Source organism: Shewanella sp. VB17, assembly GCF_013248905.1.
Taxonomy (GTDB): Bacteria; Pseudomonadota; Gammaproteobacteria; order Enterobacterales; family Shewanellaceae; genus Shewanella.
Genome location: NZ_JABRVS010000001.1, coordinates 1,303,533 through 1,322,120 on the forward strand (window position 1 = coordinate 1,303,533; position 18,588 = coordinate 1,322,120).

Sequence of the window (18,588 nt, forward strand, 5' to 3'; positions counted from 1 at the left end):
GTGCTGTGACAGCGTGCTATGCATTAAAGCGCAGTGACGTGGGCAACATTAGGTTTTCAATGCCAGTGCCAAGGTTGAGAGTCGAAAGTTGAGGTCTGAGTTAGTGTGAGAAGAACAAGCGGCGATTGCGGGTTGTGAATTTGAGTCGCGTGATTGCGGCTTGAGTATTGCGTGCGATCGCGGTGGAAATGACTGGGAGCGTTGCTGGTATTGGCCAGCACGGTTTTTGGTCAGTTATCGATGTCGCCCCCGACCCTGTGACTGTAAACGTAACCGTTATCTCACCGGGCAAGGGGCGCTGGTTTATAGACGGATGGAGGCAAGATTGTGAGCGCATTAATACCTGTTATCACCACCAAAGGTTTGAAAGCGGTATTTAGTCAAACCAATGCGGGGTTTGCCGCTGAAATCACCCATATAGCACTTGGTGACAGCGGTAGAACGCCGAGAAAAAAATGAACGTACATTAGTTAATGAAAAATTGCGCATCCCTATCGCGGATGGTCAACGCATTAATGATACCCAAATTCATGTCACTGCCTTGGCCGATGGCGATGAAGAGTTTTGGGTCAGGGAAATCGGCTTTATCTTGGCTGATGACACCATGCTAGCCGTGTGGTCTGACACTCAGCCACTGGCCTACAAGTCGGCTGAAGTGCCACTGCTGTTGGCCTTTGATTTAGTCTTGGCGGCCTTGCCTGCCCAATCGGTCACGGTACAGGGCACCGGCGCTAATTTGTCGTTGGCAGCGTGGGGTGAGCATCAAGCTGCCAATGCGGCGGCTGAGATCGCGAATATGGCGCGTCACACTAAGTTATTGTTTCGGGTTATGGACCTTGAGCATGGCTCTGAACATAGGTCTTGAATGCAGTCAATAATGGTTTGGTTAATGCTTAATAATGATAGGAGTGAAGCATGAGTTTAGAGCAGAAAATTAGCACCTTAGTGACATCATCGAATGCCTTAACGGAGGCTGTAGATGGTAAAATGGGTGAGATAGATAAGCGAATGGATACAGCTGAACGGAAGTTTGAAACATTTACGACAGTTGACTTTCCTAAGCGTGTTCAATCTGCTCAAAGTATTACACTTTTTATTGATCAAGAAAATGGAGATGATAGTAATTCAGGTACGTCAAGTAGTATGGCACTGAAAACAATTGCTCCAATTTATGGGATAACGACTAATCGCGCGCGCAAGCCTCTTTACAAAGAGGTGACAGTCTATTTTAGAGCTGGATTCGAATATGTTCTCGAACATCATATTAATGCAATAGAGCGAGTCAATTTCTTTGGTTATGACTCTACGGAATCAGATCTTAAAACTTTAACATTAACTCAAGGTTTTAGAAGTTCAGGCGAGCCATGTCGTGTTTCAGCAACGCCTTATATTTTTATAAATGAAACCAATAATGGTAAGCAAAATACTGTAATTAAAACGGCAGCATTTCCAGATGGTCATTCGTGGCCGGATGCTAATGGTAACCAAGTAGAGTGGATGGCGTTGACAGGGGCTATGTTTAGAGACTCATCTGTTATTAAGTTAGATGGCGTTAATCTTGAATTATATGATCTGCCCTTAACATCTCCGTATATGGGGAATTCGATGGGAATGAATGCCTCAGTTAATTTTATTTTTTCGGGTAATCCGCAATTTAATAAAAAACCAGCAGGTTTAGGTTCCAGTCAATATTGTCATATGCCTTATCTTATGAGTGTTTATGGTTCTTCTAAAATTCCTGTGGATATTAGTTCTAGTGGTTTTGTTTTGTCAGAAGGTGTTGAGGTTTTTGGTGATTTGTTTCATAACCTTGACCACAGCAATGTTCGTTCAACACATAGTCTGACGTAAGGGAGATGAACAATGTATATAGAGAGATTTAAAAAAAGTGGCAAAGTGTACTGCGGTTTTTTTAGCGACTTGAACGAGTATCCAACGAAAGAAGATGTACCTTTGTATCTAAAAAATGGAGAGTTAACTGAAGCAGACCTTGAAATAGCAGAAAAAGCTCAGCAACCCATTTAACCCACCGCCAACTAGGCGGTTTTTTTATAGCTAAATTTTATGGCCCGAGTCGCATTGATGCGACTCGGGCTTATTTTTATCATTATGGAGTTTATAGTTATGGCTGGAGATTATCTTCACGGCGTTGAGCATTTCTTTCTTGAAAACCAAAACCGCCCTATCGAAGTCTTACCCGCGAGCGTGATTGGCCTAGTGGCCACGGCAAATGATGCCGACGCTGCAATATTCCCGCTGAATAAGCCGGTATTAGTCAAGAGTGAATCTTTCATGGCCAAGGCGGGCGTGTCTGGGTCATTGCGGGCAGCATTAGCCGATATTTATCGCCAAGGCGGGGCGCTGGTGGTGGTAGTGCGTGTGGCTGAAGAAGCGATTGAGGCCGACCAAATCGCCGCGGTTATTGGCAGCATAGACAATGAAAACAACACCTTTACCGGCATTAAGGCATTATTGTCGTCTGAAGCGGTATTGGGTTTGCGTCCGCGCTTGATTATTGCACCTGAGTTCAGCCAGTTACCGGCAGTCGGTGCTGAGCTTGAAGTGATGGCCAAAAAGCTCAACGGCACGCCACTGATTGATGGCGATCACCATGCGGGTTATGCAGCGGTGATTGCTCAAGCAAGGCTTTATGGAGAAGGTGCGGAAGCCTATTTTTTAAATGGCGGCTTAGTATTTTTTGACCCAGTGAAAAAGCAACAAGTTGAACGCTTTATGTCGGCCACAGTGGCGGGAGTGATTGCCCGAGTTGATAACGAAGAGGGCTATTGGAATAGCCCGTCAAACCGTAAGATTTACGGTGTGTTAGGCACAGTTGAAACCATAGATCACACCATCGGCAGTTCAACCAGTAAGGCCAACTTGTATAACCAGCAACATGTCACGGTGGCGGTTAATCAACAAGGCGGCTGGTATTTGTGGGGCAACCGTTTATCTCATGGCACCATGTTACCGCATCAAAGGATCCGCTATATCGTCGGTGATTCTATTTTGTATGCCCATCAGGCAATGCTAGATCGCAATGTCACTAAAGGGTATGTCGATGGGGTTAAAAACCGGGTCAATAACCTGCTGCGCCGCTTAATTAGCCGCAGTGTTATTTCCGGGGGAGAGTGCTGGCTGGATAACGAGCTTAACGTGGCGGCCATTGGTACCGGCCAAGTGTATTGGGACTATGACTTAGGCTTCTTTGATGTGGCTGAGCGCATGACCTTCCGTCAGCACGTTACCGACCGCTACAACCAAGCTATTTTCAGCTAATTAATCGCTCGATTGCGAACAATTCATTTATTATAGGAGCCTATTTACATGGCTAAATTACCCTCTATCGTTACCGATATGAACTGTTTTATCAAAGAAACCAGTTTTGCTGGTATCGCCAACAAAGTCACTTTGCCTAAAGTGGTGTCTAAAACCCTTGATATGGTGCTGGCGGGTGTGGCCGGCGACATTGAACGTGACATTGGCAAGTTGGAAAAATTAGAATCTGATATTACCATTTCTGATTACTCGTCGATGGTGCTTGATTTAATCGGTAGCCGTTCAAGCCGTGAAGAAACCCTCACTTTGCGTGGCGCACTGGATGTCGGTGATAGGATTTCGACCTTAGTGGTTAACATGCAAGGTTACTGGAAAGGGGTTGAATTTAATGAATTTGAGCCAGAAAAAGAAGCCACGACTAAGTTTTCAATTGCGGTCGAGGTGTACACTTTTGAACTGGACGGTAAGGAAATTATTCATATCGATAAGATGAACAATATTTACCGTGTGAATGGCAAAGACCGTAATAAAGAGATCCGCCAGGCACTAGCACAATAATTGAGTTGTGCATGCTCTGGGCTTAGTGAGTTGGCTAAGCCCTCTTTGTTTATTATACGCCCCGTAGGCTAAGCGCCACGGGGCTTTTTTATAGAGATCACCTTATGAGTCAAAAAACCCTAGTACAGTTAGTTAGCCCGATTAAGCGTGGCGATAGTGAGATTACAGAACTGAGTATCACTAAGCCGACGGCTGGCCATTTACGCGGCCTTAAAACTGCCAATGTGGTTGAATTAGATTTTGATAGCCACAAAAAGCTTATCCCCCGTTTAACCGATTTGACCGAAGCGGAGTTTTTAAGCTTGGATGTGGAAGACGTGTTGACGATACAAACTGAGGTGGCGAGTTTTTTCGTGGCCTCGAAGCTATCCCAGCTTGGGTAATGGAGCTTGAAGCCGATTTGTTTATGACATTTCAAGGATGGGGACCGGCAGATACGGGGCCCATGTATTTGGATGAGTTAATTCAATGGCACAAGATAGCGAGTGAGCGCCGCGAAAGCGGAGATTAATAAAAAGCCGAGTGATGTTATCGCCCGGCTTTTTTTGTATGCCTGTTAGGGGGTGTTACTTGGCGGATACGAGCATAAAAATGAACCTGGTTATGGGGCTGATTGATAACATCACATCCCCTATTCGTAAGGTGACTAAAGCTACGACTACACTGTCTGATAAGATTAAGGCCAGCCAAACTGAGCTTAATAAGCTTGGTGCCACGAGCAAAGATATTGCCCACTTTCGTCAGCTGAAAACCGCGACCTTACAATCGTCCGCTGCACTGGCTACGGCCAAGGTTAAGGCCGCTAAAGTGGCGACGCAAATGCAGCAGACTCATAAGCCGACTCGTCAGCTTAGGCTTGAGTTTACCCGCGCTCGAGCTGAAGTTAATCGCTTGTCATCCAGCCATCAGCGAGAGCAAGTCGAGTTACAACAGCTGCGAGCACGCTTAGAAGGCGCGGGCGTGTCGACTCACAGACTCGATGATGCGACCCGCAGACTCCGTGAGCAAACGAATCAATATCATCGTGAGCTTAAAAAAAACCAAACCCAGCTTGAAAATACGGTGGTTAAGCAACAGCAGTTAGCAGAAATACGTCAAAAAAGCAGCGAATTAACAACTCATGTTCCCATTGATATGGCTGGGGTCAGTAAGGCGGAGTATGGCATTAAAAGCTTGGCTGATGCCTATGGGGAAGTCTCGCTTGCTCAAGGGGGCCTCAAGGCGTTAGACATCAAGGATGATAGCATTAAGGTTATCACCGAAGCAGCCCACGAATTTTCATCTGAATTTCGCGGCACGACCATGCCTGATTTTATTGCTGCATCTGGCGTCATTAAGTCGGGTATTCGGTCATTAAGTGATGAAACCGTCGCTGAGTTCACCCGTATTGTGGCCATGACTGCCATTGGAACTAAAGCATCGGTGGGCAGCATGACTGAGCTGTTTAAGACGGGTTATGCCAACTATCGAGAGCAGTTTAATCAATTTGGTGCGTCGGTCATTAAAGATTGGGACACCTTATCAAACGCCGATCGCGATGTAGAATTCGGCAAATACTTCAGTGCCGGTATTTCAGCCTCGGTACAACAATTTAACACTGACTCGAATAAAATTAGTCAATTTATGGGGACTTTGGGTGCGTCTGCGACAAAGGCTAAACAAGAGTTAGCCGAGCAGCTGGCCGTTGGCGGTATGTTGTCAGCGACGTTTAAGGGGGATGCTGCGGCGACCAAGTACCAAGCATTTTTAGCCAATGTGGGTAAAGCATCTGAAACACTGGGGATGCAAGTTTATAATACCAACGGCAGTTTATTATCGACCGGAGAGATATTAGCCTCAATCAAAGATCGGTACGGCAGCGTGTTAACTGACATGGATAAGCTGGAATTGACCAAGGTCTTTAGCAGCGAACAAGCGGTCGATATGATCGATGCGTTGCTGCCCAAACTTGGTGAGTTAACAGATAAAACAGGGGTAATGCAAGACGAATTGGCTAAGGGCATGGGAACCACGGTTAATATGGCCACGGCAATGGGCAAGGGCCCCGGCGCGGCAATGACCCTTTTGAATCATCAGCTGTATAACATATCCGTTTCGCTTGGTCAGCTGCTGGCGCCTGCGTTAATGTCGGTGTCGAACGTGTTAGCTAGCTTTGCTAATGGTCTAAGACATTTTATCGAATATTTCCCGTTATTGAGCCAAGGTATTGGGTATATGATTACCGGGTTAATCGGGTTGAAAATGGCAATCGCAGCAACAAGTGCTAGTTTGGCCGTGTATGCCAGCACTCTGGACATAGGTAAAAAAGTGTTGGAGTTTTTCACTTCAGCCAACTTGCGATCTGAAGGTGCGTCATTGCGTAGTCGTGCGGCTACGTTAGCCAATGCGGCGACCACCAAAGTAATGACCCTTGCCAGTAGGGCCGCTGCGTTAGCCCAATGGGCTTGGAATGCGGCATTAATGGCGAATCCGATAGGGTTAGTGGTTGCAGGTGTGATGGCGTTAATTGTGGCTATTGTGTTGGTTATTAAGCATTTAGGGCCTGTGAAATCTTTTCTTTCAGGCTTTTGGGCTGGATTCACTCAGGGATTACAACCAATTAAGGATAGCTTATCGGGGCTATTTTTGGCGTTGGCGCCCATTGCTGATGCATTTGGTTTTGTGTGGCAACAAATAAAGTCGTTATTTGGTGGATTCGTTGCGCTGTTAGCTCCCATTGATGCAAGTGCTAAATCTTTGCAAGACGCTAAGAATTCTGGGACGAGTTTTGGTCAAGTCATCGGCGCCGTCTTTTCGGTATTACTTCTACCGCTAACCTTACTCATCGATGGGATCACATTCCTGGTTAAGGTGATATCTTTTGGGGGCGCTGCTATCGGTGTTGCATGGGAGGGATTAAAGACGATTCTGTCTTGGTCGCCCATAGACTTATTATCCAAGGCTTGGGGAGCACTAACGTCATTATTTAGCAGTTTATTTAGTGGTATTGGGTCGCGGCTTAGTGGTGCATGGGAGTTATTTAAGACGATTCTGTCTTGGACGCCTATTGGTTTGCTGTTTCAGGCTTGGGGGCCATTAACATCATTTTTTAGTGATTTGTTTAGTGGTATTGGGTCGCGGCTTAGTGGTGCATGGGAGTTATTTAAGACGATTCTGTCTTGGACACCTATTGGTTTGCTGTTTCAGGCTTGGGGGCCATTAACATCATTTTTTAGTGATTTGTTTGCTGGCATTGGGTCACGGTTTAGTGGTGGCTGGGAGTTATTTAAGACGATTTTGTTTTGGTCGCCATTAGATTTGCTGTCTCGTGTTTGGGGAGGGGTAACATCATTTTTCAGTGTGTTGTGGGACGGTGTAACGGCGATATTCAATGCTCCGCTTGCAGCGATTAAGACACTATTATCCTGGTCGCCATTAGGCTTGATTGTGCAAGAATGGGATCCCATATTAGGTTTCTTTGCGGGCCTTTGGGATAACATTAAATCAATGGCCAGTGGCTTTATTGATTGGCTTGTGTCAGCAGTGATGGGGCCAGTGAATGACATTATGTCAGCCATTGGTGAGGTGTGGGAGTGGTTCAGCGGTGACAGCGCACAAGCTGAGGTGATCCAGACGGTGCGGCACATTGCGCCACCGCCAATGGTGAGCCCTTTAGCTGTTGATGGACCAATCGTTGAGGGAGACTATGCTGCAGCCATGATGGGCGATGCCTCAACTGTGAGATCTGATCCCATGAAGCGGCCTATGGTGTTGTCAACAGGGTTTAAACAGCAAGCAGCGTCGTCGTCGTTTGTGGATCAAAGTCAGACCCACTTTGCCATTAATGCGGCTCAGGGCATGGATGCACAAGACATTGCCCGCGAAGTTGAGCGCAAACTTGCTGAACGGGACAGAGAACATGCGCGGCGTAGTCGAGGTCGTCATACAGATCAATAGCCAGTGATTAGGCCAAATAACCCGGTATTTGTCGGGCTTTATTTATGGAGTCGTGATGCCAGATAAATCAAACAATGAGGTCATGCTTGCATTAGGTGATTTTCAGTTTTCAATCGATACCGCACAATATCAAACCTTGTCGACCTCACACGCTTGGCGTTGGCAGAAAAAAGATCGCGTAGGCCAAAAGCCAGCGCGCCAATTTCATGGACCTGATGCGTCGTCTAAACACCTTGCCATTATGATTTACCCACAAAGCAAAGCGGATTTATTGTTGTTGAGTCAGTTGAAATCCATTGGTGATTTGGGTAAACCACAGCGGCTTGTGGGTGGAACCCCTAGTGGTGGTGCAGATCTTGGTTTGTGGATCATCGAGAAACTAGACATTGGCGAACAATATTTTTTAACCAATGGGATCCCACTTGAAATTAAAGGCACCTTGATGATTGCGGAGTATGGCGAAGATGAATGATAAGCCTTTGGGGGAATATTACCGCACCAAAAGCGGTGAAATGCTTGACAGTATTTGTCACCAATATTATCAGGGGCGACAAAGAACAACTGAACAGGTATTAGAGGCGAATTGTGGCTTAGCTAAATTAGGTGCTATTTTGCCGCCTAATACGGTCATCTTTATGCCCGAGTTAGCGCCTTCAGTTGATGATAGTAAGGTATTTTTATGGGACTAATACTGTAAAAACAATGAGAAAAGGATGAATTAACCAATGAAACAAGCGCGTTATAAAGTCACTGCTAATGGTCATGATATTACCAAGGTGCTTGCGTCACGATTACTTAAGTTAACGGTCAGCGATGCGGCTGGATTTGATTCTGATACAGTGGCGATAGAATTAGATAACCGTGACGGAGTGGTGCGTTTACCTGAAACAGGGGCGGAATTGGAAGTCTGGATGGGTGATTCTGATGCCTTGGTTTATAAAGGCATTTATGAAGTCGATGAATTAGAGATCCCACTCGATGATCAGGTTTTTAGTATTCAGGCTAAAGCGGTAAAAATGAAAGGTAGCCTTAAAGCCCCTAAAGATGAAACCTTTGATAATATTACTTTGGGTGATTTAGTGACTAAGATTGCCGCTGTACATGGCTATGAGGCGAAAGTATCGCCAGAGATGGCAAGGATTATTTATGAGCATTTAGATCAAAAATCTGAATCAGACATGAACCTGTTATCTCGTTTAGCTAAAGAGGCCGGCGGCTTTTTTAAACCCGTAGCTAATAAACTGGTGATTGTGCCAAAGGGGAAAGGAAAAAGCTTATCGGGTAAGGCATTACCGGAAGTGGTTATTGATGATCCCGAGAACACATCAGGTCGAGTGTCGATACAAGCGCGCAGTGATTACCAATCAGTGGTCGTTAATTGGTTTGATGAAGTGAATCAAATCGAAGTGCCTGAAGTGGCGGGTAGCGGTGAGCCTCAATACAAAATCCGCCGTAACAAGCCAAATCAAGATGAAGCCAGGCGTGCGGCCAAAGCTAAGCTTGATGACTTTCAACGTGGCAAGGCTTCAATTCATTTTACTCGGCCGTTAACCGCTGCATTGGCCCCAGAAACGAAAGTAACGTTTGTTAAGCATAACTCAGCGGCCAATAGAAGCTGGTTAATCGAAAGTATCGAGCATTCGATAGACGGTTCTGGTGTGTCATCGACAAGAGGACGTGGGATCACGCCAAAAGAGTAATAGATAAGTTTACAAAAACCATAAAAAAGAGTACCTCAGGTACTAGAATATTGCTTTTTATAAACTAACCGACTCTTTCTATTTCTTAGTCACTATTATCAGCATCAGTGGTGGAGGCGAATCGATGAGGTTTTCCCGGGCTCTTTATGGTCATTTTTTTGCAGTTTTCTAATACTGCAGTTCATATCGCCAGCCCGCCCAACAGTAGGGGCCCTGCACGTGAAAAAGCAGGTTTGATGATCTGCAAAGATCGCGCTTTACTTCAGTGTTTTTAAGTTTTACTTATCAATATTTATTAGCAAACCAACGTTCAAGATATTCTATACATTGTATCAGTTTTGAAGGTACAAATTGTCGAGCAGGATATAAGGCATAAAGAGTCAGATAAGGTTTTTTTGAATCAGCCAATACCTCGTTCACCTCGCCTTTATCCAGTGCTTCCTGACAAACAAAGTCCGGGATAAACCCCACTCCCTGGCCACTTTTAATTGCAGCCATCATGAATATCGTACTATTAACCCGTAATGTGCCGGAAACAGCGACGCCGTCTTCTATGGGCCAAATATTCTTGCCTTGGAAGTAACTGTAGATAAAACAATTATGTTGCTGCAAATCTCGCGGCAGAACAATGGCGGGATGGCTATCCAAATACTGCGGTGAGACACAGACCCTGTAGTTGAAACGAATCAGCGGCCTGCCTACATAGTTCGAGTCGATGGGTAGACTCGATGCTCTAAAGCCTAAATCAAACCCCTGCTCTACGAGATCAACACTTTCATCACCTAGGTGGATATCTAGCTCTATTTCAGGATAAACCTGCATAAAATCTGCAAACAAGCACGACAAATCGGTGATGCCCAATGCCATAGGTGCATTAATTTTCAGCTTACCGCGGGGCTGTTCTTGAAGGTTCTGCACAAAATTATCGGCATCATCAACGCTGCTTAATATCTCTCTAGCCCGCTGTAAATAGCCTTCTCCTACATGGGTCAGCCGTACATTGCGTGTAGAGCGATGCAGCAAGCGCGCACCTAGCTCAGCTTCGAGGCGACTGATTTCTTTGCTGATCATGGATTTTGAGGTATTGGTTTGTTCAGCTACTCGGGTAAAACTTCCCAAATCTGCCAAGCGTACAAACAAGCCTATCGCTCGTAATTTATCCATGGTGATCCTTAGTAGCAGTAAAAGACTGGTTAATCAGACTTAATTGTTTCCATTTTGAAAACAGTAGGTTTGCATTGTAGATATATATCTGCAATTAAAGAAGCCCTAAACTGCTTTTAATCACTGCTAATAGTGAGTACTGATATAGCCGCTTTAAACACTTTGGAGAATACTATGTACACGCTTTATTTCCTTCCCGGCGCCTGTTCATTAGCAATAAATGTGGTTTTACATGTGCTGGAACAAGCTGTTGAGCTTATCGATAAACAGCAGGTTGAGAATTTCAGCGCTATCAATCCCGCAGCGACAGTGCCCGTACTTATCGAGGGTGATAACACCTTGCGTGAAGGTGCTGCGATTATGTTACACCTGTTAGATAAACATCAGAGCCATATGATGCCTAAAAGTAGCTGCGGCCGTAAACGCGCTATTCGCGACATCATGTTTGCCAATGCAAGCATGCATCCTGCTTATGGGCGCCTGTTTTTTATCGCTCAGAACATTGACGATGAGAAAACCAAACAAGCGGCTTTTAAAGTGGCTGCCGAAGCTACCACCACGCTGTGGCAAGTGGTTGAACAACAATTAACAGAACAGGATTTTTTGGGTGGGGATAAGCCTTCTGCCGCTGACATTATGCTTGCAGTATATTCGCGTTGGGGTGCAAACTTCCCGGTAGAGATTCAGATCGGACCTAATACCCGTAAAATGCTTGAGGGGGTGTTGGAGATGACTAATTTCCAAGATGCCCTTGCTGCCGAAGAGGCTCAGTCGGCAGTATAAAAAACTAAGGCTGAGGAAAATCAGCCGTTATAACTATCCACTAAAGAGGAGTGTACACATGGTCAATACCCGCGAATTTGAGGCTCATGATTTTGACTCAGTGATCCGCCTAGTAGGGCAATATTTTGATGGCCTGCACAACGGCGATGTGAAAAAACTGCGTGCTATTTTTCACTGCGATGCATTTTTGAAAGCCCCAGGCAAACGCCGTAGTCTTGAGCAATGGCTGGTAGCGGTGGCCAGTCGCCCTGTTCCAACGCAGCAGGGAAGAGCTTATGATTTCAAACTATTGTCGATTGAGGTCATTAAAGATCAGGCCATGGTCAAACTGGAATGCCCTTTATTTGAACATTTTTATATTGACTTCCTCAGCCTGCTAAAAGAAGACGGGCATTGGTTAATCGTCAACAAAATGTATACCGATTTACCGGGAAAAATTATATGAAAACACTGAAGATAGAAACCAATTAATATGGACAGACTGAAGTGGCATAGTTAAAAATAAGTAAGTACCTGAGCTGAAGTTATCCGGCATTTGGTTCTATTTTTGAGCTGCATCAATATGCAAATTATCAGATACTGTATGGCTTAGCGCAGCCCAAAAGCTAAATTCTGTCTCTGGAAACTTTTACCTAAGCACTTAATATCGCCAATTAGTCTATACCTTTAACCTCGAATAGAAGAAAAACCATGCCATACGTCAATATTAAAATAACCGACGAAGCAGTGACCAACGAACAAAAAAAAGCACTTATAAAAGGGGTAACGCAATTGTTAGTGGATGTACTTAACAAAAGTCCGGAGAGCACATTTGTGCTTATTGATGAAGTCAATACCGACAATTGGGGCATAGGTTTTGATCAGGTAACAGAGTTACGTAAGCAAGCCTCAGTAGAATAAATGTGTTATCTGTAAAGAACATTAGGGGCGTGAATGGCGAAACCAGTAATGTGATGACTTGTCAGATAACAAGTTTCAAGTCTCTTTTTGATGGGGTTTATTTTATTGACTTGGTATTGGATTAGCTTACTAATAACCATAGAGTAAATTTAACTTATCACCTGCCGTGGTTGCCGTGCAAGGTCTTGTATGTTCCAGACATACATTAGACATTCTCCTTCATTCATGAAGGTCAGATGCCTAAGAACGACCTTATGTGTAGCTACTTCTGTGGCTCGCTGCAAGTACATCTGACCGCCACGGACGGTGGAAATGCCTAATTCAGTATGGAACTGAATAGTCCAGTAAGCTCGACGACAGCATCTGATGTGAATGGATTCACAAATGCCGTGATAACCGGGATGTTATAGAACGGCCATGCTGTCAACCGCCACAGTCAGATCTGCACCTGTTATTTCAAGCAAACGTGTTTCTTCGATTTGGCTTTTTTCGTTAGTTTTCTGACTTATTTATGCCCCCTTTATGTGTTTCGCAGCTCAAGAAACAACTTGTCCGAATATAGCTTTTGCTATAAAAAAGCTAATGTGAAAGGCTTTTGTGTAATCTATTGTGTAATCTAGTCTATAAGTTATGCCTGCCCCATCTCTTTTTTGAATACAGAAAACCTCGATGGTAATAAAACAATGAAGAAAAGAACTGAACAAGAAATTTTCGATGAACTGGCTGAGCTATCCTCAATGTTTGGGTTCATCGATGTATTATCATTTTTGTGTTGGAAAGATACATTTATTCATAGGGGAAATGGGGTCATAGATGAAGAAGCCTTTGCAAGGAACTTCGATCGCTCCAAGTTATGTCGCACTGAACTGGTCACGTTATATGGGTTGATGTGTAAAAGTGGAGTAAATGGTCGTGAGCTCAAAGTAAATGAAATAACAGTTACTATTCAACGTGTTTATGAGTTGTTCGAAGAGTTGCATAACTCATTCTACAACTCGGTAAACATAGGTGCAGCTATTGAAAATACAGAGTCATTCAAAGATCTTTTGAGTAGCCCTAGATTTATGAGGGAGGCGATCTTCTACAGCGGAGAGAGTGTGTTAAAACATCAGTATCGTGACTTGGTAAAAGTTAGATATCAGAAAGACAACCCGTGGCTTAAGGAGAATAAAGGTTTCACTATTGAAGAAGCTGCATCAGTCTTAGAAGTAATAGATAAGCTTCAACTGGAAAAATTAAACAGGTTAATACCTGATGTGTTTAATGATGACTGTGAAGATTCGTTCTCATCGGCATTTTGCTTTAACGTCGATGAACTCTATGAGAGTTCTGATTTAAGCAAAGATATTATACATAACGTCCTTTCTATACTGTCTGCCTCGCCAACTAGAGAGATGGACGCTTTTTCTAGTGTCAGTGACTTCAATCACAGAAATGCTTGTCCAATTATTATGTTAGATGATGGTTTATATGCTTCCTTTTTGTCCTATTCCAATTGGGAGGCTCTTTATGAAAGCCCCTTATTTTGGTTCAATGACGATAGTAGCTACAAAGGAACTGCGAGCGATCATAGAGGTGAGTTCACTGAAGATTTCACTGCTGAGTGCCTGAAGAAAGTTTTCCATGAAGACAATGTTTATACGAACATTGATATTTATGACGGGAAAAAGAAGGCAAGTGAAGCAGATGTGCTGGTAGTGCATGGCAAGTATGCCATCGTGGTACAAGCGAAATCCAAAAAGCTAACCATCGAGGCGCGAAAGGGGAGATCTAAACAACTTAAGTCTGATTTCAAGGGAGCTGTTCAGGACGCTTATAATCAAAGCTTCCTGTGCGCAGAATTACTTCAAAGAGATGATGTTGAGTTTAGGGACGAGCATGGAAAAGTAATATGTTTTGGATCTGATTATGAGTCAATCTTCCCTGTATGTATTGTCTCTGATCATTATCCTGCACTAGCATCCCAAGCTCGGCATTTCTTAAATTACACAGTAACTGAAACTGTCAAGTATCCATACGTAATGGATGTATTCTTGATGGACATGATTGCAGAAATGCTAAGTTCACCTTTGTACTTTTTAGACTTCTTTATAAAGAGAAGTCACTATGGTGACTCGATCCTTTCAAATCATGAATTGACAATCCTTTCCCTCTACATAAAGCAGAACCTGTACTTTGAAGAGAATCCTGACATGGTAATGCTTGATGATGACATCTCTGCATCATTAGAGTTAGCGATGTTAGCAAGGCGTGACGGTTTAGATGCCCAAAAAACCCCAAGTGGAATTCTTACAAATTACTGTGGAACTCATGTCGGAGGAATTCTTGATGATATCAAAAGCTCAACTAACCTTGACCTGATTAAAGTAGGTTTCCATTTACTATCACTAAAATGGAGATTCTGGCAAAGTAATCAATGATGCAATCTCACAGATGGTGGAGCTACACAGAAAGGACCATAAACATCATGATGTCACCCTGCCAATCATGGAGGCTAAGAAAGGGTTAACAATCCATGTTAACAATGATGACAACAAGTCGTCAGTCAAACGCCTAGTGGTACACTGTGAAAAAAGGAAATACACATGCAAAGCGGATGAGTGGGTGGGGCTTTGCTTTAGCCCAATATCTTCACGCTTTAGATTCGCTACTTTTCACAGCTCAGAGTGGGAACGATCGGACGAGATGGAAAAAATGGTAATGAACTTGCCTAAGATAAGTGATGCGCATCGGGTAAAAAATGGCAAAGTCGATTTTCAAATAAAACAAGCCGTAAGCAATAAAATAGGACGTAATTCGCCCTGCTCCTGTGGTAGCGGTAAAAAGTTCAAGCGATGCTGTATCTAGATGATTCCTGGCCCACTTAGTTCATTTTGACTTATGTCACGAGGAATATCTATTGGTTGACAGAAGGACGGATGCCAGGATAAAGGGAGCGGAGCGAATTAACGTTTTTGGATAAACGAAGATACTTTTTCTAATACCAAAAGTCATTTTTTAGAGTAAACACTAACTGATTTTTGTCCAAAACCGCGTTAGCAATCATAAAATCTCAATCGAAGAAACAAGGCTTTGCTTTTAACAAAGGTGTAGATACGGCTGTGAGTTTCGGTTTCAAGGATGAAACCGTAAAGCGGCCATGGATGGCTTCACAGCGTCTCGCAGAAGTGTCTACACATAGGCCCACGGCAGGTGATTAATAAAATTTGAAACTTTGGCCATCAATAAGCCAATCAAACACCCAACCTGCCCAATGAACCCAACCAAAAGATATTTAAAACTTGTTATCCGACAAATTAACTCATTTTTGTCCATAATCGAGTCAGTCACCAAAAATATAAAATCGAAGAAACCATGCTTTGCTTTACTGTTGTTGATAAGAGCAAGGTGTAGATATAACTGTGGGCTTCGGCAGCAAGGCCGTTCTATAACATCCCTGTTATCACGGCATTTGTGAATCCATTCACATCAGATGCTGCCGTAGAGGCTATAGGGCCGTCAATGTTCCATACATTTCTCGGCATTTCCTCTATCCCTAGAGGTCAGATATACTTGCGCCTTCCCAAAGGAGTATTTACACATCAGGTCGTTCTTAGGCATCTTGCCTACACGACATTGGTGCATCCCTGCACGGCACCTGCTGCAAGCAATAAATAAATACTAATGAGGTTGCGCTCACCGCCACTTTGTCGCCCTTTAGGTGTGGCAAAGGGTTAGCCTTACTCTTACTTTTATTCACTATCAGCAAAGCTTTTATGTAGCTTATGCGGGAAGAGTTGAATATAAACTTACCAGAGTATATTTAGGTTTTTATGGCTTTCTTTTTTACTGAATTCTTTAAGGATTCACTGTATAATGCCGCCTGTTTTTTGAGCGTTAACAACACGTGGTAATGGAATACATTGTTCATTTATGCGCTCTATTATTGAAACAAATGGCATAATCAGTAATTTTCGTTAATGTGTATACCCTGATAATGGGCACCGTACAACGAAAATACAAGCAGTTGAGAGCAATTAGAAACAAATGATAGTAACGATTAAATCAGGCTTAACCCCAGCCGCAGCTAGAAAACCGCTAAATCGAACCTTCAGCGTGGCACCCATGTTGGATGCAACAGATAAACATTATCGCTATTTGGCGCGCTTAATGTCTGCTGAGTTACTTTTATATACCGAGATGGTGACCACCGGGGCCATTATACATGGGAAGGGTGATTATCTGGCTTATAACGAGGAAGAGCATCCATTGGCCTTGCAGCTCGGCGGGTCGAACCCCCATGATTTGGCTGTTTGTGCCAAGCTCGCAAGTGAGCGTGGTTATGATGAGATTAACTTGAATGTCGGCTGCCCTTCAGATCGGGTGCAAAGTGGACGTTTTGGCGCTTGTTTGATGGCCGATCCTGCGCTGGTTGCTGAATGTGTGACTGCGATGCGTGCTGTGGTGGACATTCCGGTCACGGTTAAGACCCGTATTGGCATTGATGATCAAGATAGCTATGAGTTTTTAACTGAATTTGTTGAAACTGTGCGTGATGCTGGCTGTGATACTTTTATTGTCCATGCACGAAAGGCTTGGCTGCAAGGTTTGAGTCCAAAACAGAATCGTGAGATCCCATTGCTCGATTACGATAGAGTGTATCGTTTGAAGACAGATTATTCTGAGTTGAGTATTTCAATCAATGGGGGGATTAAGTCGCTTGATGAGTGTAAAACCCATTTAACTAAGCTCGATGGGGTGATGGTGGGCCGTGAAGCGTATCAAAATCCTTATATGTTGGCTGAAATTGATCAACAGCTCTGTGGTATTGCTAAGCCGGTGTTAACGCGAGATGATGTGTTGGCGCAATTTCTTCCTTATATAGAGAAACACCTGCAAGCGGGTGGCCGCTTAAATCATATTACTCGTCATATGACGGGATTGTTTCAGGGAGAGGTCGGATCGCGGATCTGGAAGCGTTACATTAGTGAGAACGCTCATAAACCAGGTTCTGGGATAGAAGTCATCGAACAAGCTAGAAAAAATATGCTCCTTTAATGTCAGAAAGTCATGTTATTGGGATAAATCCGTCGTTTATGGCGGTTTTTTTATGTCATTTTTTTGAGATTATTTGTGGAATGGATAATATTGGTTAATTTAACCAGCACATGGTGAAATTAACCAAAAGATAAATAAGCTTCATTTAATGTCTGTTATACTAAATCTGCTAATTTTATTTTATCCTTTTAATACAGTGTCTTATTGTTTTTCGTTAAAGTTGGCACGTTACTCGCAATACCTTCTATATCAAAGAGTGAGTCACTCTACAAATGATGTAAACGATATAAAAGGTAGTCATCATGTTTAATTCAATTATTGGTAAAATGGCAAAATCATCACTAATGGCGGCGGTATTGATGGGAGCAAGTGTTACTGCCAATGCTGATACGCTTATCCCGACTGATTTAACCCGTAATATTGAGCAGAATATTACTGCTCAATTGCAAGATATGCTGTTGACGGCCCAAAGAGAATTAAGCATGTCGATACAGGCACAAATTTCTTCTAGCATGTTTGATGTCGATGAAGCAGATGAGGTTGTTCAAACAGCAGAAAAAGATGGCCTTGCTAATGTCAGCGTTAAGGAATAAAGGTGCCATTTGCATTCGACATCGGGGTGTTGTTATTGGTCCCTGTTGTGAGTGTTGTGCGCCTTAGTTGGCTGTCAGTTTAATTGGCACAACGCTTAGACCCATAGGCAAGAAAATAGCCATGGCTAGTTAATAATGAATGGAGATATTTATGAGTAGTTTAGATTCTTTACATGGATATTTATCCCGAATGAAGCGGCCTGAGCGTGTCGTGTGTGGGGTTGCTGCCATAATGGCTGATAAGTTTAATTGGTCATGTTTATGGACTCGCTCGACATGGGTTTTGATTGTACTCATGAACCCAGCTATAGGACTACTGTTGTACTTTGTATTGGCCTTAGCTTTACCTAAGCGATAACCCACCTCAGACTGGTCATTTTTTGTTATCAATAGACTCACTGACATCCGATAGGGTAAATTGCAATCAGATACGGCATACCCTTTATCTAAGCTACTATTTGTTAAAGAATAAGTAACACTATTGCCTAAGCTAACACATTCAACATTACTTTCATTAAAAAGTCATGAATTGCGTTGTCTGAGCGACCTTGGATAAGGTATTGTGTAAGACTAATATCAAGGTTGAGTACGTTATGCTTTCTTGACGGTTAATGGTTATTATTCTAACGCCTTGTTGA

Annotated in this window: 21 protein-coding genes; 20 read left to right on the plus strand and 1 reads right to left on the minus strand. The window is 43.5% G+C overall.

Annotation, left to right across the window (positions count from 1 at the left end; all coding sequences use genetic code 11):
- The first annotated feature begins 327 nt into the window (after nt 1–327).
- The 12 genes from HQQ94_RS22310 (at nt 328) to HQQ94_RS05575 (ending at nt 9,473) form a co-directional block, all read left to right on the plus strand.
- Entirely contained in the window at nt 328–459 is a 132-nt protein-coding gene (locus tag HQQ94_RS22310; RefSeq protein WP_217273997.1) for a phage tail protein, read from the plus strand.
- Nucleotides 428–865, plus strand: coding sequence for a hypothetical protein (locus HQQ94_RS05525; protein ID WP_173293469.1), 438 nt, complete (start codon nt 428–430; stop codon nt 863–865). The genes HQQ94_RS22310 and HQQ94_RS05525 overlap by 32 nt, the downstream gene beginning before the upstream one ends.
- A 50-nt stretch (nt 866–915) precedes the next feature.
- On the plus strand, nt 916–1,851 hold the full coding sequence (locus HQQ94_RS05530; protein ID WP_173293470.1) for a hypothetical protein: 936 nt from the start codon (nt 916–918) through the stop codon (nt 1,849–1,851).
- 12 nt (nt 1,852–1,863) lie between these two features.
- Nucleotides 1,864–2,025: a hypothetical protein gene (locus tag HQQ94_RS05535; protein ID WP_173293471.1), complete on the plus strand. Its 162-nt coding sequence runs from the start codon at nt 1,864–1,866 to the stop codon at nt 2,023–2,025.
- A gap of 99 nt (nt 2,026–2,124) precedes the next feature.
- Nucleotides 2,125–3,279, plus strand: coding sequence for a phage tail sheath subtilisin-like domain-containing protein (locus tag HQQ94_RS05540; protein WP_173293472.1), 1,155 nt, complete (start codon nt 2,125–2,127; stop codon nt 3,277–3,279).
- Nucleotides 3,280–3,327: 48 nt separating this feature from the next.
- On the plus strand, nt 3,328–3,837 hold the full coding sequence (locus tag HQQ94_RS05545; RefSeq protein WP_173293473.1) for a phage major tail tube protein: 510 nt from the start codon (nt 3,328–3,330) through the stop codon (nt 3,835–3,837).
- A 104-nt stretch (nt 3,838–3,941) separates the two neighbouring features.
- Entirely contained in the window at nt 3,942–4,220 is a 279-nt protein-coding gene (locus tag HQQ94_RS05550) for a phage tail assembly protein (RefSeq protein ID WP_173293474.1), read from the plus strand.
- Between the two features lie 23 nt (nt 4,221–4,243).
- Entirely contained in the window at nt 4,244–4,348 is a 105-nt protein-coding gene (locus tag HQQ94_RS05555) for a GpE family phage tail protein (RefSeq protein WP_217273998.1), read from the plus strand.
- An 80-nt stretch (nt 4,349–4,428) separates the two neighbouring features.
- Nucleotides 4,429–7,773, plus strand: coding sequence for a phage tail tape measure protein (locus HQQ94_RS05560; RefSeq protein WP_173293476.1), 3,345 nt, complete (start codon nt 4,429–4,431; stop codon nt 7,771–7,773).
- Nucleotides 7,774–7,828: 55 nt separating this feature from the next.
- Nucleotides 7,829–8,245, plus strand: coding sequence for a phage tail protein (locus tag HQQ94_RS05565; protein WP_173293477.1), 417 nt, complete (start codon nt 7,829–7,831; stop codon nt 8,243–8,245).
- The gene (locus HQQ94_RS05570) at nt 8,229–8,462 is read left to right on the plus strand and encodes a tail protein X (protein ID WP_254304007.1); all 234 of its coding nucleotides are present in this window, start codon (nt 8,229–8,231) and stop codon (nt 8,460–8,462) included. The genes HQQ94_RS05565 and HQQ94_RS05570 overlap by 17 nt, the downstream gene beginning before the upstream one ends.
- A gap of 36 nt (nt 8,463–8,498) precedes the next feature.
- A complete protein-coding gene (locus HQQ94_RS05575; protein WP_173293478.1) occupies nt 8,499–9,473 on the plus strand; it encodes a contractile injection system protein, VgrG/Pvc8 family in 975 nt (324 codons plus the stop codon).
- 285 nt (nt 9,474–9,758) lie between these two features.
- On the opposite strand, the gene HQQ94_RS05580 is transcribed toward HQQ94_RS05575, so the two are convergent.
- Entirely contained in the window at nt 9,759–10,637 is an 879-nt protein-coding gene (locus tag HQQ94_RS05580) for a LysR family transcriptional regulator (protein WP_173293479.1), read from the minus strand.
- Nucleotides 10,638–10,811: 174 nt separating this feature from the next.
- Between HQQ94_RS05580 and HQQ94_RS05585 the strand changes: the two genes are divergently transcribed.
- The 8 genes from HQQ94_RS05585 to HQQ94_RS05615 all read left to right on the plus strand — a co-directional run bounded on the left by HQQ94_RS05585 (nt 10,812) and on the right by HQQ94_RS05615 (nt 18,308).
- Entirely contained in the window at nt 10,812–11,420 is a 609-nt protein-coding gene (locus HQQ94_RS05585) for a glutathione S-transferase family protein (protein ID WP_173293480.1), read from the plus strand.
- Nucleotides 11,421–11,478: 58 nt separating this feature from the next.
- Nucleotides 11,479–11,865 carry a nuclear transport factor 2 family protein gene (locus HQQ94_RS05590; RefSeq protein WP_173293481.1) on the plus strand — a complete coding sequence of 129 codons (387 nt, stop codon included), beginning with the start codon at nt 11,479–11,481 and terminating at the stop codon, nt 11,863–11,865.
- A gap of 245 nt (nt 11,866–12,110) precedes the next feature.
- Nucleotides 12,111–12,320, plus strand: coding sequence for a 2-hydroxymuconate tautomerase family protein (locus tag HQQ94_RS05595; RefSeq protein WP_173293482.1), 210 nt, complete (start codon nt 12,111–12,113; stop codon nt 12,318–12,320).
- Between the two features lie 683 nt (nt 12,321–13,003).
- Nucleotides 13,004–14,740 carry a nuclease-related domain-containing protein gene (locus tag HQQ94_RS05600; protein ID WP_217273999.1) on the plus strand — a complete coding sequence of 579 codons (1,737 nt, stop codon included), beginning with the start codon at nt 13,004–13,006 and terminating at the stop codon, nt 14,738–14,740.
- A 280-nt stretch (nt 14,741–15,020) separates the two neighbouring features.
- Complete coding sequence (locus tag HQQ94_RS22315) at nt 15,021–15,167, plus strand: SEC-C metal-binding domain-containing protein (RefSeq protein WP_254304162.1); 147 nt, start codon at nt 15,021–15,023, stop codon at nt 15,165–15,167.
- 1,179 nt (nt 15,168–16,346) lie between these two features.
- Nucleotides 16,347–17,357 carry a tRNA dihydrouridine(20/20a) synthase DusA gene (gene dusA, locus HQQ94_RS05605; RefSeq protein ID WP_173293483.1) on the plus strand — a complete coding sequence of 337 codons (1,011 nt, stop codon included), beginning with the start codon at nt 16,347–16,349 and terminating at the stop codon, nt 17,355–17,357.
- Between the two features lie 302 nt (nt 17,358–17,659).
- Entirely contained in the window at nt 17,660–17,950 is a 291-nt protein-coding gene (locus HQQ94_RS05610) for a hypothetical protein (protein ID WP_173293484.1), read from the plus strand.
- Between the two features lie 151 nt (nt 17,951–18,101).
- Complete coding sequence (locus tag HQQ94_RS05615) at nt 18,102–18,308, plus strand: PspC domain-containing protein (protein ID WP_173293485.1); 207 nt, start codon at nt 18,102–18,104, stop codon at nt 18,306–18,308.
- The last annotated feature ends 280 nt before the right edge of the window (nt 18,309–18,588 follow it).

Bases quoted from the DNA above. Each gene is read 5' to 3' on its own strand.
- HQQ94_RS05530 (WP_173293470.1), top strand. From the start codon at position 916: ATGAGTTTAGAGCAGAAAATTAGCACCTTAGTGACATCATCGAATGCC.
- HQQ94_RS05535 (WP_173293471.1), top strand. From the start codon at position 1,864: ATGTATATAGAGAGATTTAAAAAAAGTGGCAAAGTGTACTGCGGTTTT.
- HQQ94_RS05540 (WP_173293472.1), top strand. From the start codon at position 2,125: ATGGCTGGAGATTATCTTCACGGCGTTGAGCATTTCTTTCTTGAAAAC.
- HQQ94_RS05545 (WP_173293473.1), top strand. From the start codon at position 3,328: ATGGCTAAATTACCCTCTATCGTTACCGATATGAACTGTTTTATCAAA.
- HQQ94_RS05550 (WP_173293474.1), top strand. From the start codon at position 3,942: ATGAGTCAAAAAACCCTAGTACAGTTAGTTAGCCCGATTAAGCGTGGC.
- HQQ94_RS05555 (WP_217273998.1), top strand. From the start codon at position 4,244: ATGACATTTCAAGGATGGGGACCGGCAGATACGGGGCCCATGTATTTG.
- HQQ94_RS05560 (WP_173293476.1), top strand. From the start codon at position 4,429: ATGAACCTGGTTATGGGGCTGATTGATAACATCACATCCCCTATTCGT.
- HQQ94_RS05565 (WP_173293477.1), top strand. From the start codon at position 7,829: ATGCCAGATAAATCAAACAATGAGGTCATGCTTGCATTAGGTGATTTT.
- HQQ94_RS05570 (WP_254304007.1), top strand. From the start codon at position 8,229: ATGGCGAAGATGAATGATAAGCCTTTGGGGGAATATTACCGCACCAAA.
- HQQ94_RS05575 (WP_173293478.1), top strand. From the start codon at position 8,499: ATGAAACAAGCGCGTTATAAAGTCACTGCTAATGGTCATGATATTACC.
- HQQ94_RS05580 (WP_173293479.1), bottom strand. From the start codon at position 10,637: ATGGATAAATTACGAGCGATAGGCTTGTTTGTACGCTTGGCAGATTTG.
- HQQ94_RS05585 (WP_173293480.1), top strand. From the start codon at position 10,812: ATGTACACGCTTTATTTCCTTCCCGGCGCCTGTTCATTAGCAATAAAT.
- HQQ94_RS05590 (WP_173293481.1), top strand. From the start codon at position 11,479: ATGGTCAATACCCGCGAATTTGAGGCTCATGATTTTGACTCAGTGATC.
- HQQ94_RS05595 (WP_173293482.1), top strand. From the start codon at position 12,111: ATGCCATACGTCAATATTAAAATAACCGACGAAGCAGTGACCAACGAA.
- HQQ94_RS05600 (WP_217273999.1), top strand. From the start codon at position 13,004: ATGAAGAAAAGAACTGAACAAGAAATTTTCGATGAACTGGCTGAGCTA.
- HQQ94_RS22315 (WP_254304162.1), top strand. From the start codon at position 15,021: ATGAACTTGCCTAAGATAAGTGATGCGCATCGGGTAAAAAATGGCAAA.
- dusA (WP_173293483.1), top strand. From the start codon at position 16,347: ATGATAGTAACGATTAAATCAGGCTTAACCCCAGCCGCAGCTAGAAAA.
- HQQ94_RS05610 (WP_173293484.1), top strand. From the start codon at position 17,660: ATGTTTAATTCAATTATTGGTAAAATGGCAAAATCATCACTAATGGCG.
- HQQ94_RS05615 (WP_173293485.1), top strand. From the start codon at position 18,102: ATGAGTAGTTTAGATTCTTTACATGGATATTTATCCCGAATGAAGCGG.